The organism is Vibrio sp. LQ2, assembly GCF_023920125.1.
Lineage (GTDB): Bacteria > Pseudomonadota > Gammaproteobacteria > Enterobacterales > Vibrionaceae > Vibrio > Vibrio fluvialis.
On the sequence record NZ_CP085308.1, the window covers coordinates 3,250,727 to 3,264,958 of the forward strand.

16 protein-coding genes are annotated in these 14,232 nt (G+C 54.2%); 12 read left to right on the top strand and 4 right to left on the bottom strand.

Annotation, left to right across the window (positions count from 1 at the left end):
- Nucleotide 1: 1 nt before the first annotated feature.
- Genes gspD through LGV68_RS15210 form a run of 11 tightly spaced genes read left to right on the top strand, consistent with a single transcriptional unit; the run spans nt 2 to nt 10,317 of the window.
- On the top strand, nt 2–2,038 hold the full coding sequence (gspD, locus tag LGV68_RS15160) for a type II secretion system secretin GspD (protein WP_020329326.1): 2,037 nt from the start codon (nt 2–4) through the stop codon (nt 2,036–2,038).
- Nucleotides 2,035–3,546, top strand: coding sequence for a type II secretion system ATPase GspE (gspE, locus tag LGV68_RS15165; RefSeq protein ID WP_020429371.1), 1,512 nt, complete (start codon nt 2,035–2,037; stop codon nt 3,544–3,546). The genes gspD and gspE overlap by 4 nt, the downstream gene beginning before the upstream one ends.
- Nucleotides 3,546–4,769 (top strand): type II secretion system inner membrane protein GspF, encoded by a 1,224-nt coding sequence (gene gspF / locus LGV68_RS15170; protein ID WP_100267568.1) that lies wholly within the window; start codon nt 3,546–3,548, stop codon nt 4,767–4,769. The genes gspE and gspF overlap by 1 nt, the downstream gene beginning before the upstream one ends.
- Before the next feature lie 37 nt (nt 4,770–4,806).
- A complete protein-coding gene (gene gspG, locus LGV68_RS15175; RefSeq protein ID WP_020329329.1) occupies nt 4,807–5,250 on the top strand; it encodes a type II secretion system major pseudopilin GspG in 444 nt (147 codons plus the stop codon).
- 54 nt (nt 5,251–5,304) lie between these two features.
- On the top strand, nt 5,305–5,886 hold the full coding sequence (gene gspH, locus LGV68_RS15180; RefSeq protein ID WP_055453015.1) for a type II secretion system minor pseudopilin GspH: 582 nt from the start codon (nt 5,305–5,307) through the stop codon (nt 5,884–5,886).
- Nucleotides 5,873–6,229: a type II secretion system minor pseudopilin GspI gene (gspI, locus tag LGV68_RS15185; protein ID WP_044363322.1), complete on the top strand. Its 357-nt coding sequence runs from the start codon at nt 5,873–5,875 to the stop codon at nt 6,227–6,229. Before gspH ends, gspI begins: the two co-directional genes overlap by 14 nt.
- Nucleotides 6,216–6,863, top strand: coding sequence for a type II secretion system minor pseudopilin GspJ (gene gspJ / locus LGV68_RS15190; protein ID WP_252535645.1), 648 nt, complete (start codon nt 6,216–6,218; stop codon nt 6,861–6,863). Before gspI ends, gspJ begins: the two co-directional genes overlap by 14 nt.
- The gene (gene gspK, locus LGV68_RS15195; RefSeq protein WP_020329333.1) at nt 6,853–7,863 is read left to right on the top strand and encodes a type II secretion system minor pseudopilin GspK; all 1,011 of its coding nucleotides are present in this window, start codon (nt 6,853–6,855) and stop codon (nt 7,861–7,863) included. The genes gspJ and gspK overlap by 11 nt, the downstream gene beginning before the upstream one ends.
- A complete protein-coding gene (gspL, locus tag LGV68_RS15200; protein WP_100267570.1) occupies nt 7,832–9,043 on the top strand; it encodes a type II secretion system protein GspL in 1,212 nt (403 codons plus the stop codon). The genes gspK and gspL overlap by 32 nt, the downstream gene beginning before the upstream one ends.
- Nucleotides 9,044–9,052: 9 nt before the next feature.
- Nucleotides 9,053–9,559: a type II secretion system protein M gene (locus tag LGV68_RS15205; protein ID WP_020329336.1), complete on the top strand. Its 507-nt coding sequence runs from the start codon at nt 9,053–9,055 to the stop codon at nt 9,557–9,559.
- Nucleotides 9,559–10,317: a type II secretion system protein N gene (locus LGV68_RS15210; protein WP_143682658.1), complete on the top strand. Its 759-nt coding sequence runs from the start codon at nt 9,559–9,561 to the stop codon at nt 10,315–10,317. The genes LGV68_RS15205 and LGV68_RS15210 overlap by 1 nt, the downstream gene beginning before the upstream one ends.
- Nucleotides 10,318–10,346: 29 nt before the next feature.
- Here LGV68_RS15210 and cysQ read toward each other — a convergent pair whose 3' ends face one another.
- The 4 genes from cysQ to LGV68_RS15230 form a co-directional block, all read right to left on the bottom strand.
- Entirely contained in the window at nt 10,347–11,174 is an 828-nt protein-coding gene (cysQ, locus tag LGV68_RS15215; RefSeq protein ID WP_020429367.1) for a 3'(2'),5'-bisphosphate nucleotidase CysQ, read from the bottom strand.
- Nucleotides 11,175–11,197: 23 nt separating this feature from the next.
- Nucleotides 11,198–11,746, bottom strand: coding sequence for an ADP compounds hydrolase NudE (nudE, locus tag LGV68_RS15220; protein WP_222763002.1), 549 nt, complete (start codon nt 11,744–11,746; stop codon nt 11,198–11,200).
- 144 nt (nt 11,747–11,890) lie between these two features.
- Nucleotides 11,891–12,478 (bottom strand): Fe-S biogenesis protein NfuA, encoded by a 588-nt coding sequence (gene nfuA, locus LGV68_RS15225; protein WP_024373335.1) that lies wholly within the window; start codon nt 12,476–12,478, stop codon nt 11,891–11,893.
- Between the two features lie 100 nt (nt 12,479–12,578).
- Nucleotides 12,579–13,280, bottom strand: a complete 702-nt coding sequence (locus LGV68_RS15230; RefSeq protein ID WP_252535646.1) for a phosphoribosyltransferase family protein — start codon at nt 13,278–13,280, stop codon at nt 12,579–12,581.
- An 86-nt stretch (nt 13,281–13,366) separates the two neighbouring features.
- Here LGV68_RS15230 and bioH point away from each other — a divergent pair, with 86 nt between their 5' ends.
- Nucleotides 13,367–14,137, top strand: coding sequence for a pimeloyl-ACP methyl ester esterase BioH (bioH, locus tag LGV68_RS15235; protein WP_165880872.1), 771 nt, complete (start codon nt 13,367–13,369; stop codon nt 14,135–14,137).
- Nucleotides 14,138–14,232 lie beyond the last annotated feature (95 nt).

Here is a 14,232-nt window from a genome sequence, read left to right on the forward strand (position 1 = left end):
TGTGAAGCATTGGCTTAACAAAAGTGCATGGCTGTTAGCCGGAAGTTTATTGGCAACGCCGTTAGCACTGGCGAATGAATTCAGCGCCAGCTTTAAAGGCACGGATATTCAGGAATTCATCAACATTGTCGGCCGCAACCTCGAGAAAACCATTATTGTTGACCCTTCTGTACGAGGCAAAGTGGATGTTCGTAGCTACGATACGTTGAATGAAAAGCAGTACTACAGCTTTTTCCTCAATGTTCTCGAAGTGTACGGCTTCGCGGTGGTTGAAATGGACAACGGCGTGCTGAAAGTCATCAAGGCGAAGGATGCCAAAACGTCCGCCATTCCGGTTCTGGGCGATAATGATCGCGCCAACGGCGATAACGTCATCACTCAGGTAGTGGCGGTCAAAAACGTATCAGTGCGTGAACTCTCGCCGCTGCTGCGTCAGCTGATTGATAACGCAGGCGCGGGTAACGTGGTGCATTACGACCCGGCTAACATCATTCTGATCACTGGCCGCGCGGCGGTGGTTAACCGTCTGGCGGACATTATTCGTCGTGTCGATCAGGCTGGTGATAAAGACATCGAAGTGGTTGAGCTTAAAAATGCGTCGGCGTCTGAAATGGTGCGTATCGTTGAAGCGCTCAATAAGGCCAACGACGCGAAAAATACGCCGGAATTCCTGCAGCCGAAATTCGTCGCCGACGAGCGAACCAATTCAATTCTGATTTCTGGTGACCCGAAAGTGCGTGAACGTCTCAAACGTCTGATCAGACAGCTGGATGTTGAGATGGCCACTAAAGGCAACAACCGCGTGGTGTACCTCAAATACGCCAAAGCGGAAGACTTGGTCGATGTGCTCAAAGGCGTGTCGGATAACCTGCAGGCCGATAAGCAAAATGGCCAGAAGGGCGCCACAGCGTCCGGTGGCGGCCAGCGTAATGACGTGATGATTGCTGCGCATGCGGAAACCAACTCATTGGTGATCACGGCGCCGCAGGACATCATGAACGCGATTCTTGATGTGGTTGCACAACTGGATATTCGTCGTGCTCAGGTCTTAATTGAAGCGCTGATCGTCGAAATGTCGGAAGCGGACGGTATTAACCTCGGCGTACAGTGGGGCTCTTTGGAAAGCGGCTCTGTGGTTCAGTTCAGCAACAGCGGCGCTTCGATCGGTAATGTGATGGTCGGTCTGGAAGAAGCCAAAGATCAGACCACGACCGAGTACTACTATGACTCAAGCGGCAACCGTCGTCCTTATACCAGTACCGAATCGGGTGATTACACCAGCCTCGCGTCAGCACTCTCCGGCATCAATGGTGCTGCGGTCAGCGTGCTGATGGGCGACTGGACCGCACTGATCAGCGCGGTATCGACCAACTCCAACACCAACATCCTGTCATCGCCAAGCATCACCGTGATGGATAACGGCGAAGCGTCGTTCATCGTCGGTGAAGAAGTGCCAGTGATTACCGGCTCAACATCGAGCTCAAATAACGATAATCCGTTCCAGACGGTGGATCGTAAAGAGGTCGGTATCAAACTCAAAGTGGTACCACAAATCAACGAAGGCGATTCCGTACAGCTGTCGATTGAACAGGAAGTTTCCAACGTACTGGGTGCGAATGGCGCGGTCGATGTGCGTTTTGCCAAACGTCAGCTCAATACTTCTGTCATGGTACAGGATGGTCAGATGCTGGTGCTGGGTGGCTTGATTGATGAGCGTACGGCTGAAAGCGAATCCAAAGTGCCACTGCTGGGCGACATTCCGATTCTGGGCCATCTGTTCACCTCAACCAGTACTCAGGTTGAGAAGAAAAACCTGATGGTCTTTATCAAGCCAACCATCATCCGCAACGGCGTAACCGCCGATGGTATTACGCAGCGTAAATACAACTACATTCGCGCTGAACAACTGTTTAAAGCGGATAAAGGCTTGAAACTGATGGAAGACAGCAACATTCCGGTGCTGCCGAAATATGGTCAGGATCGCCTGCATCAACCTGAAATTCAGGCATTTATTGAACAAATGGACGAGAAGCAATGACGGAAGTGGTAGCAGCGCAAGTGGCCCGTAATCTGGTTCGCCGTTTGCCGTTTAGCTTCGCGAACCGCTACAAGATTGTGCTGGAATGGCACGATGGCCTAGAGGCGCCGACGGTCTATTACGTGGCTCCGATGTCGATGGCGCCGCTGGCTGAGGTCCGCCGCGTGGTCAAAGGCAGCCTGACCTTAGTCGAGCTGCCAGCGAACGAGTTTGAAAGCAAACTGACTCAGGTGTACCAGCGTGATTCGTCGGAAGCCCGTCAGTTAATGGAAGACATCGGTGCCGACAGCGATGATTTCTTCTCGATTGTGGAAGAATTGCCACAAAACGAAGACCTGCTCGAATCGGAAGACGATGCGCCCATCATTAAACTGATTAACGCCATGCTCGGCGAAGCGATCAAAGAAGGCGCATCCGATATTCATATCGAGACGTTTGAGAAAGCGTTGTCGATTCGTTTTCGTGTCGACGGTGTACTGCGTGAAGTGTTGTCGCCGAGCCGCAAGCTCTCGCCGCTGCTGGTGTCGCGGGTCAAAGTCATGGCTAAGCTCGATATTGCAGAAAAACGAGTCCCACAGGATGGCCGGATTTCGCTGCGCATTGGTGGTCGTTCGGTGGATGTGCGGGTGTCAACCATGCCCTCATCCCATGGCGAACGGGTGGTTATGCGTCTGCTCGACAAAAACGCGACCCGTCTGGATCTGCACAGTTTGGGAATGACCGAGCGTAACCACGACAACTTCCGCCATCTGATTGAACGCCCGCACGGCATTTTGCTGGTTACCGGCCCGACGGGTTCGGGTAAATCGACCACGCTGTATGCTGGTTTGCAGGAGCTCAACAGCAACGAGCGCAATATTCTGACCGTCGAAGATCCGATCGAATTCGATATTGACGGCATTGGTCAGACTCAGGTTAACCCGAAAGTGGACATGACCTTTGCCCGCGGGTTGCGCGCTATCTTGCGCCAGGACCCGGATGTGGTGATGGTGGGGGAGATTCGCGACCTGGAGACTGCGCAGATTGCCGTACAGGCGTCGCTGACTGGTCACCTGGTGATGTCAACGCTGCACACCAATACTGCGATTGGCGCGGTGACGCGTCTGCGCGATATGGGCATTGAACCATTTCTGATTTCTTCATCGCTGCTGGGCGTATTGGCTCAGCGTCTGGTACGTACCCTGTGTCCGGACTGTAAAGTGCCGTATGAAGCGGATAAAGAGCAGCGTAAGTTGTTCGATTTGAAGAAAAAAGATGAGCTGATCTTATACAAAGCGCATGGCTGCGAGAAATGTAACTTCAAAGGCTATCGTGGCCGGACCGGGATCCATGAATTGGTGCTGGTGACGGATGAAGTTCAGGCGCTGATTCACGCCGAAGCGGGTGAACAGGCGATTGAAAAGCTGGTGCGTGAAACCACACCAAGCATTCGCGACGATGGTCTGGAAAAAGTGCGTCTGGGCGTGACCTCGCTTGAAGAAGTGATGCGCGTGACCAAGGAGTCCTGATGGCCGCGTTTGAATACAAAGCGCTGGATGCTCGTGGCAAACAGAAAAAAGGTGTCTTGGAAGGCGACAATGCGCGTCAGGTGCGCCTGCGTCTCAAAGAGCAGGGGCTGGTGCCGGTCGAGGTCGTCGAAACCAAAGCCAAAGCGGCTAAGGCGCAGAGTGCCAGTCTCGGTTTCTCCCGTCGTGGTATCAGCACGCCGGATCTGGCGCTGCTGACGCGTCAGCTTTCAACGCTGGTACAGTCCGGTATGCCGCTGGAAGAGTGTCTGCGCGCGGTGTCCGAGCAGTCTGAGAAACCACGTATTCGCAACATGCTGGCGGCGGTACGCTCCAAAGTCACCGAAGGTTATACGCTGGCAGACAGTATGGCGGATTACCCGCAGGTGTTTGATGAGCTGTTTCGCTCCATGGTGGCTGCCGGGGAAAAATCCGGTCATCTTGATTCGGTGCTGGAGCGTCTGGCGGATTATGCAGAAAACCGTCAGAAACTGCGTTCCAAATTGCTACAGGCAATGCTGTATCCGATTGTACTGGTGGTATTTGCAGTCTGTATCGTGGCGTTTCTGCTGGCCGCAGTGGTCCCGAAAATTGTCGGCCAGTTTATTCAGATGGGGCAGGAACTGCCGAAATCGACTCAGTTTCTGCTCTCGGCCAGTGATTTTGTGCAGCATTGGGGTATCCAGTTGGTGATTGTGCTGATGCTGGTGGTCTACCTGTGCCGCTGGCTGCTGCGTAAGCCGGATGTGCGCCTGAACTGGGATCGCCGAGTGATTCACATGCCGGTGATCGGCAAAATTGCCCGCGGCCTGAACACCTCGCGTTTTGCGCGCACGCTGTCCATCTGTACCTCCAGTGCCATTCCTATTCTCGATGGTATGCGCGTGGCGGTCGATGTCATGACCAATCAGTACGTCAAACAGCAAGTGCTGGCGGCGGCTGAGAACGTGCGTGAAGGTTCGAGCCTGCGTAAAGCGCTCGATCAGACCAAACTGTTTCCCCCGATGATGCTGCACATGATCGCCAGTGGCGAGCAGAGTGGTGAGTTGGAAAGCATGCTCACGCGCGCGGCCGATAACCAGGACACCAACTTTGAATCCACGGTCAATATTGCGCTGGGGATTTTCACTCCGGCACTGATCGCGCTGATGGCAGGTCTGGTGCTGTTTATCGTCATGGCAACGCTGATGCCTATTCTTGAAATGAATAACTTGATGAGCCGCTGAGTCGGCTCAACTTCGCCTTGTTTAACATGGAGTCTTTATGAACAAAAAAGTAAACAAACAGTCTGGTTTTACCTTGCTGGAAGTGATGGTCGTGGTGGTGATTCTGGGTATTCTGGCCAGCTTCGTTGTTCCTAATCTGTTAGGTAACAAAGAAAAAGCGGACCAACAGAAAGCGATTACGGACATCGTGGCACTGGAAAATGCACTCGATATGTACAAGCTGGACAACAACGTTTACCCAACCACCGACCAAGGGCTTGACGCGCTGGTCAACAAACCATCCAGTCCCGAGCCGCGCAACTACCGTGCCGGGGGCTACATTAAGCGTCTGCCAAAAGATCCTTGGGGCAACGATTACCAATACCTGAGCCCGGGTGATAAAGGCACGATTGACGTCTTTACGCTGGGTGCGGATGGTCAGGAAGGCGGTGAAGGTACCAGTACCGATATCGGTAACTGGAACCTGCAGGATTTCCAATAAGGTCGGTAGGGCGGTTCTGCCGCCCGGTGATGTATGACGAGTTGCGACGGTGTGATGAAGTGCAAACGCGGGTTTACCCTGCTGGAAATTCTGCTGGTGCTGGTGCTGTTGTCAATGAGTGCCGTGGCGGTGATTGCCACGTTGCCTTCGAAACAGAACGACGACGCCAAAGAAGTCGCGGAAAGCCTTTATCAGCGTCTGCAACTGCTGAATGAAGAAGCGATCCTCAGCGGGCTTGATTATGGCCTGCGCGTGGATGAAAAAACGCACCAACTGCATTTTCTCAGTCTGAATGAGAAAGGCTGGCAGCGGCTGAATAAGTCCGGTTTTGCTTCGATGTTAGCGCTGAAAGAGGGTCTGGCGATGCAGTTTTTGCCAGGCGGCGATGTCTGGCAGGACAAAGATCGACTGTTCAAACCCGGCTCGCTGTTTGATGAAGAGATGTTTACCGCGAAGGAAGACGAGAAGAAAGTGCGTCCGCCGCAGGTGTTTATTCTGTCCAGCGGTGAGCTGACCCCGTTTACGCTTGATGTCTTCGCAACCGGGGATAACCCGGAGAAAGGGTGGCAGGTGCGTGTGCAGGATAATGGTGAAATTCGCCTGCTGGCGCCGGGAGAGCACAATGCGAAGCGCTAAGCGAGGGTTTACTCTGCTGGAAGTGCTGGTCGCACTGGCCATTTTTGCCACCGCGGCCATCAGTGTCATGCGCGCCGTGAGCCAGCACATCAATACCATCAGCTATCTGGAAGAGAAAACCTTTGCGGCGATGGTGGTGGATAATCAAATGGCCAATGTCATGCTGGCGAATACCACGCCACAGGCGCGGGAAGGGACGCAGCAACTGGCAGGACGCACCTGGTACTGGAAAGTCACGCCAGTGAAAACCAGTAACGATATTCTGGCGGCGTTTGACGTCAGTGTTGCGACTGAGAAAAAATCCGCTCCGGTGGTCACGGTGAGAAGTTATGTGGCGAAATAACGCTGGACGTCAGCGCCGCCTGCGCGGCTTCACCCTGATTGAAGTGCTGGTGGCGATGGCCATTTTTGCCAGTCTGAGTCTTGCGGCGTATCAGGTGCTGAATCAGGTGCAGCGCAGCAACAGTTTGTCTGCTGAGCGCGAAGCCCGCCTGAGCGAGCTGCAACGTGCCGTGGTGATGATGGATGCCGATTTTCGTCAGATGGCGCTGCGCCGCTTTCGAACCAATGGCGAAGAGCCGGGCGAAAAAATGCTGCTGTGGAGTGATTATCTGCTCGACTCTGACAGCAAAGGCGTGCTGTTTGTGCGTCTGGGGTGGCATAACCCGCAGCAACAGTTTCCGCGTGGCGAAGTTGCTAAGGTTGGCTATCGTATAAAAGATGGCGTGCTTGAACGGTTGTGGTGGCGTTATGCCGACACGCCCGTGGCCCAAGAGCCTGTCGTAATGCCGCTGCTGACTCAGGTTGAATCCTGGTCTATGAAGTTTTATCACAAAGGGGAGTGGCTGGATGAATGGGATGCCAAAAACGCCATTCCGCAGGCTGTTTCGGTCACGCTGACACTGAAAGATTACGGTCAGATTGAACGCATCTACCTGACCACGGGTGGTCAGTTGGGAGATGACAATGATTCGTAACCAGCGTGGTGTTGCCCTGATTATCGTTTTGCTGCTGCTCGCGATCATGGTTTCCATCGCCGCAACGATGTCGCAACGTATGTTTACTCAGTTCCAGCGCACGGGTCATCAGCTCAATTATCAACAGGCATACTGGTACAGCGTCGGGGTGGAAGCGCTGGCCAGAGCGGCGATTGAGCAGAGCCTGAAAGATAACGATGTGGTGAGTCTTAATCAGCCATGGGCGCAGAAAGACCGCCGCTATCCGCTGGATTATGGTGAAGTGGTGGGCAGCATTACCGACAAGCAGGCGTGTTTTAACGTCAATGTGTTTGCCAGTGAACAAGCCGTCAATACCGGCACCAGCCAGCCTTATGTTTATCGCGTGTGGCGCGCATTGCTCGATGATCTCGACATCGATAATTACCAGGCTGAAACCATTGCCGATTCGACCTGGGATTACATCGACAGCAACGACAGCGTCAATGCGTCGAGCGGGGTTGAAGACAGTTACTACGAGTCGATGTCGCCCGCGTATCTGGCGGCCAACTCGCTGCTGGCCGATGCCAGCGAGCTGCGGGCAGTCAATCAGGTCAGTGGCGATGTGATGCAGAAATTATTGCCGTATGTGTGTGCGTTGCCAGTCGATGACTGGCGGCTCAACATCAATACACTGGCACCGGATCAGGCCAAACTGCTGGCCGCGATGTTCAGCCCGGCGCTGAGCGACGCCAATGCCAAAACGGTATTGGAAAACCGACCGTTTGATGGTTGGAGCAGTGTCGATAACTTTCTGGCGGAAGCCCAGATAGCCGCGGTGGACAGCGCAATACGTGATGAAGCCAAAGCGTATCTGGCTGTAGATAGCCAATATTTTGAACTGGATGCGCAGGTGAAAGTGGACGAGTCCCGCGTGCGTGTCCGGAGCCTGTTTTATAGTAATGAACAAGAAACTGCAACGGTGATACGCCGTCGCTTTGGAGGAATCAGTGAGCGAGTTTCTGACCGTTCGGCTGAGTAGTCAACAAGATGCCACCATTCCCTGGTTGGTGTGGTCGCCTCAGCAGCAGGCGGTGATCGCCAGCGGAGAAGTGGCTGGTTTGGATCAGTTGGAAGAACTGACCCCGTATGCGGCTCAGCGCTCGACGTTGCTGTTGTTAGCGGCCAGTGATGTGGTACTGACGCAAGTCGATATTCCATCGGGCGCCAGCCGACAACTGGAATCAATGCTGCCGTATTTGGTGGAAGATGAGATTGCGCAGGATGTCGATGAGCTGCATTTCAGCGTATTGAACAAAAGTGGTGGCGTGGCCTCGGTTGCCGGGGTAGATCGCCAATGGTTGCAATCGTGCCTCGACACACTGAAAGCCCTCCAGTTTGATGTGAAACGCGTCCTGCCGGATGTACTCGCGCTGCCACAGGCCGAAGGCATGGCTGCGGTGCAACTGGGCGATGAATGGCTGGTGCGTAAGGGTGAGTTTTCAGGCCTGAGCGTGGAAGCTCAATGGTTGCCGCTGTTCAGTCAGTCGGATTGGGTGCGTGATGGTGATGCCTGGCTGCCGTTAACGGCCTACACGCCGCTACCTGAGCTCACGCTGGCAGAAGGTCAGGATTGGCGCAGCGAGCCTTCTGAGCTGGTGATGCAGGTCCTGACACAGGAAGCATTGCGCAGCAAAATGACCTTGCTGACTGGAGAATTCACGCCGAAATCTTCCTGGTCTAAATACTGGCTGGTGTGGCGCAAAGCGGCCATTGCCGCCGGGTTACTGCTGGTGGTATCGATGGGATATCGCCTGGTTGAAGCTTATCAATATGAAACGACCGCACAGACTTACCGTGCGGAAAGTGAACGCATTTTCCGAGCCATTTTCCCTGATAAGCAGCGCATTCCGACCGTCAGCTATTTAAAACGCCAAATGAGCGATGAACTGGCGATGTTATCCGGAGGCAGCAGCGGTGAGCATGTGTTGGGCTGGCTGAGCAAGTTGCCCGATACCCTGCGCAGTATCAGCGCGCTGCAGGTGCAGAGCCTGCGTTTTGATGGCGATCGCGGCGAAGTGCGCCTGGAAGCAACCAGTAAAGATTTCCAGACCTTTGAGCAAGCACGGGTGAAGTTCGAAGAGAACTTTGCGGTTGAGCAAGGGCAACTGAGCAAAAATGGCGAATTAGTGGTGGGGTCGTATGTCCTCAAACGCAAATAGGGGCAGAGCATGAAGAATTTACTCAACCCGTTACAAACCTCACTCCACACTTGGTGGAGCAGTATCAGCCAGCGTGAGCAGCGTCTGGTGCTGGTGTGCGGCGGTTTGCTGCTGCTGGGCATTCTCTACTGGGGTGTGCTGCAGCCGCTGCAACAACGCAGTGACGCGGCGAGAGCGCGTATTGTCTCGGAGCAGCAGCTTCTGCAATGGGTGCAGTCCACCGCTGACGATATCGTCACACTGCGTCGGCAGGGAGGTGTGGTGGGCACGGCTCAACCGCTTAATCAGGTTATTTCCAGCTCGACGCGTCAGTTTAATATTGAGCTGATCCGCGTGCAGCCTCGAGGCGAGATGATGCAAGTGTGGATTCAGCCACTGCCCTTCTCACAACTGGTCTCGTGGATTGCGTACCTCAAAGAGAAACAGGGTGTGGATGTCGAATTTATGGATCTCGACCGCGGTAAAGTGCCGGGCGTGGTAGAAGTGAAACGTCTGCAGTTGAAACGGGGAGTGTGATGAAACACAAGTTAGGTTATGTCGCCCTGTTTGTGGTGGTGTTTGCGGTCAGTGCGATTGTCCATTTACCGGCTAGCGTGGTGCTTAAGTCGGTGCCATTGCCGTCGGGGCTTGAGCTGCAAGGTGTGCAGGGCAGTTGGTGGCAGGGAAGTGCCAGTCAGGTGCGCTGGCAGCACAGCAATCTCGGTGCGTTGAACTGGCATTTGCAGTGGTCCTCACTGCTCAGCGCCGAAGCCAAAGTCGCGGTGCGTTTTGGACGCGGCAGTGATCTGGATGTGCGCGGCAAAGGCATGGTGGGTTACACTTTTTCCGGCCCGTTTGCCGAGGATATGGTGGTGTCTGCGCCTGCAGAAAAAGTGGTGCAGTCGCTGCATCTGCCACTGCCTATCAATGCTATGGGACAGGTCGAGCTGACACTGCGTGATTATCGCTATGGAGCGCCTTGGTGTCGTGCGGCCAGTGGCAATCTGGTGTGGGCTCAGAGTGCCATTCAGTCACCGCTTGGCGATTTACAGCTTGGGCCGGTCATGGCCGAAGTGGGATGTGAAGACAACGTATTGAACGTCAAAGGTGGTCAGCAGAGTGGCCAGGTGAGCAGTGAATTCAGCGCACAGATTAATGCCAATCGCCGCTTTACTGCTCAGGCCTGGTTTAAACCCGGCGCAGAATTTCCCAACTCTATGGCTGAGCAGCTTAAATATCTGCCACGTCCGGATGGACAAGGACGTTTTCAATTTTCCCGTCAGGGTCAGCTGTAAAGAAAAGGGCGAGATTATCTCGCCCTTTTTTAATCTTTAACCTTGAGAATCTTATCCCATGGCAGGTCAGCGTCACCCAGCACAATAAAGTTTGGGTTCTCCAGCGTATCCCGCTCGTTGTACGACAGCGGTTCTAACTGAGTACTAAGAATGCGCCCGCCGGCTTCTTCTACAATACACTGGGTTGCGGCGGTGTCCCACTCGCCAGTCGGCCCCAGACGCAGGTAGCAATCGACCGCCCCTTCTGCGACCAGGCACGCTTTGAGTGCTGCAGAGCCGAGTGGCACCAATTCGTAGTTCCATTGACTGCTTAACCGGTTGGTAATGCGGTTAATGTCCTGACGGCGGCTGATGGCAATCGCGATCGACTGTCCCGGCAGTTCATGTTTGTGGGTCTCGATGCGCAGGCTTTCCGACATATCCGGGATCTTCCATGCGCCTTTGCCGGAATACGCGTAGTAAGTGACGCCGGAAACCGGGCCATACACCACGCCCATCACTGGTCGGTTGTTTTCCACCAGCGCAATGATGGTCGCGAAATCACCGCTACGGGCGATGAACTCCTGCGTGCCATCCAAGGGGTCAACCAGCCAATAGCGCTGCCAGGTTTCCCGCGTGGTCAGGCTAATGTTCGCCGCTTCTTCGGATAACACCGGAATGTCCGGTGTCAGTTCGCTCAGGCGTTCCACCACCAGTTTATGCGCTGCGAGATCGGCGCTGGTGACTGGGGTTTCATCACTTTTGGTATAGGATTCGTAGGATTTGTTCTCGTAAATATCGAGAATCAGTTGTCCGGCAGAACGCGCGATGCTGATGACATCGGGCAGCAGGTGAGACAGATCTTTGGCGGTAGGCATACTCTTTCCTTTAGCTCTGCTGGTCAGGATTGCAAATGGCGCAGAGCGAGCAGTAGTGCAGTGATGCTGCGAGCTTCGCTAAAATCTAAGTGAGTCAGCAACTCTTCGGCTTGAGCGAGGGGCCAGCGAACCACTTCGAGTGGCTCAGGTTCATCGCCTTCCAATTGTTCTGAGTATAGATCCTGTGCGATGAAGAGTGTCATACGGCTGGAAAAATACGACGGCGCCAACACCACTTCTTTGAGGTAGGTTAAGCGATGCGCACCAAAGCCAATCTCTTCTTTCAGTTCGCGCACGGCGGCTTCCTGAGCTGATTCTCCCGGGTCAATCAAACCTTTGGGAAAACCGAGTTCGTAGTTTTCAGTGCCCGCGGCGTATTCGCGCACCAACAGCAGATCGCCGCTCTCGGTGACTGGTACCATCATCACGGCGTTGCGGCCACTGGGTTTCATGCGTTCGTAGGTGCGTTGCTCACCATTAGAAAAACGGAGGTCGAGAGCCTCAATGGCAAACAGTCTCGACTTGGCAACCGTACTACGGGCCAAAATCTCCGGTAATGATTTAGATGGCATACGCTAACTCCTTCGCATTCAAAAGTTTTCTTACTATATGAGAAAATCTTGCGAGTGAAAATATCACTCTTTACAGGCGACCACACGTGCTGGCGCAGAAAATAAAAAAGCTGATGCACGCATCAGCTTTTCGTTGTCGGTGTATCAGTAGTAAGAGTGCTCACCACGATCGTGTTCGGTGGAATCGCGCACCGCAGTCAGTTCACCTTCGAACTGAGCCAGCAGCTCTTTTTCGATCCCTTCTTTCAGTGTTACGTCCACCATTGAACAGCCGTTACAGCCGCCGCCGAACTGAACCAGCGCAACGCCGTCGTCCGAGATTTCCAGCAGTTGGACGTGACCGCCGTGACCTGCCAGTTGTGGGTTAACCTGAGTCTGAATCGCGTATTCCACGCGTTCCATCAGTGAGGCGTCATCCGACACTTTACGCATTTTCGCGTTCGGTGCTTTTAGCGTCAGTTGTGAGCCCATTTTGTCTGTTACGAAGTCGATCACGGCTTCTTCCAGGAATGGCAGGCTCAGTTCGTCCACATACGCAGAAAAATCGCTGTATGGGATTTCAGTATCGGTAGCTTCCACAGCCTCAGGCGGGCAGTAAGACACGCCACATTCCGCATTTTGGGTGCCCGGGTTGACCACGAACACACGAATGTTAGTGCCTTCTGGTTGCTGAGCAAGCAGCTTAGCAAAGTGAGACTGGGCAGATTCGGTAATAGTAATAGTATTTGACACGACGAATACCTGAGTAAAATTGTAGGCTATTTAGTCACCATTCTACTCCTGTCGAGCCGAGGATCCAGCCCTTTTTTGTGAGCGCATTTTAACGCTGGGGTCAGTCACCCGGTTCAGGAGTGCGGCATATGCAGTAAATATCAAGGCTTTCGACGCCTACATCAAGCAGTAAATTGCATAATTGTCGCACCGTACTGCCTGTGGTGACGACATCATCAACGATCGCGATATGTCTGTGGCTCGGCGCACTGTTTAAGACAAAAGCTTGGTTGAGATTCCGCCGGCGCTGCTCTTTGTTCAGGCCTTGCTGCGGCGGGGTAGCCAGGCGACGGGAAAACAGCCGAGGCTGGTATTGGCTGCCGAGTTGCTGCGCAAGTTGACGTGCCAAAACATCACTTTGATTGAAACCGCGCCAGGCATGGCGGCGCCAGTGCAGCGGTACGCAGGTCACCAGTGGGGCGGGCGATACTATTCGTGGTGCTAACAATCCGGCCAGCGGCTGCGCTTGCCAGAACTGGCGCTGATATTTGAGCTGATGCACGCTCTGACTGAGTGGAAAACGGTAATCGCCCAAACAATAGAGCTTGTGCCACGGCGGCGGCGATGTCAGGCATTGGCCACACTGTTCGGTGGCGGTTTCACAAGGCAGGCCGCAGCGAACGCAACGCGTGGTTGGTGCGTACCAGTCGAGGCATGCGCCACACAAGCTATGCGTGCTATGCGATTCAAGGGGCAAACCGCACAGCTGACACGACGGTCTCAGCCACGAAAACATGGTTTTTTGAAGTCGATTGGTTAACATAACAGACTAAAACTAAAGGGCATGGCGCTATCATCGCGACAGGCTCAAGCACGGTGTGCATGGAATAAGTAGGAGAACATGTGACGATGGCAGCGGAGTTGTATTGGCAGGTAAACGGCAGCGGTCCGGATTTGGTGTTGGTGCACGGCTGGGGGATGAATGGCGCGGTGTGGCAGCAAACCGCCGAGGTACTAGCTGCGCATTTTCGCGTGCATGTGGTCGATTTGCCCGGCTACGGACACAGCGCCGATCAGCATGCGGATTCTCTCGAAGCCATTGCTCAACGTTTGACGGAACGTGCTCCGAAGCAGGCGATTTGGGTCGGTTGGTCACTGGGTGGGCTGGTGGCGACGCATATGGCGCTGCACCACAGCGAGTATGTTGCCAAGTTAGTCACGGTCGCCTCATCACCGAAATTTGCTGCCGAGCGTCCGTGGCGTGGCATTCAGCCTCAGGTGCTGAGTGCGTTTACCGATCAACTGGTGGACGATTTTCAAACCACGATTGAGCGCTTTATGGCGTTGCAGGCAATGGGCAGCCCATCCGCGCGTCAGGACGTCAAAACTCTCAAGCGGGCGGTGTTGTCGCGTCCCAGCCCGAACCCACACTCTTTGCTGGCGGGCTTGCAAATGTTGGCTAATGTCGATTTGCGTGAGCAACTGCCGCACATTTCGGTGCCGCTGCTGCGCCTGTATGGTCGCCTTGACGGGTTGGTGCCGGTTAAAGTGGCGCACGATCTGGCTCAGGTGGTGCCAGACAGTCAGCAATATATTTTCACCGAATCTTCCCATGCGCCGTTCATGACAGAGTTTGACACTTTCTGTCAGCAACTGGTGGCGTTCGCCGGACAACACTAAACCTTTGGCTTAATTCCGCGCGTTAACATAAATATCACTCAATGTTTATCACTACTGGTCGATAAATAAGCTAACCCCGACGCGTGAACGCGCCG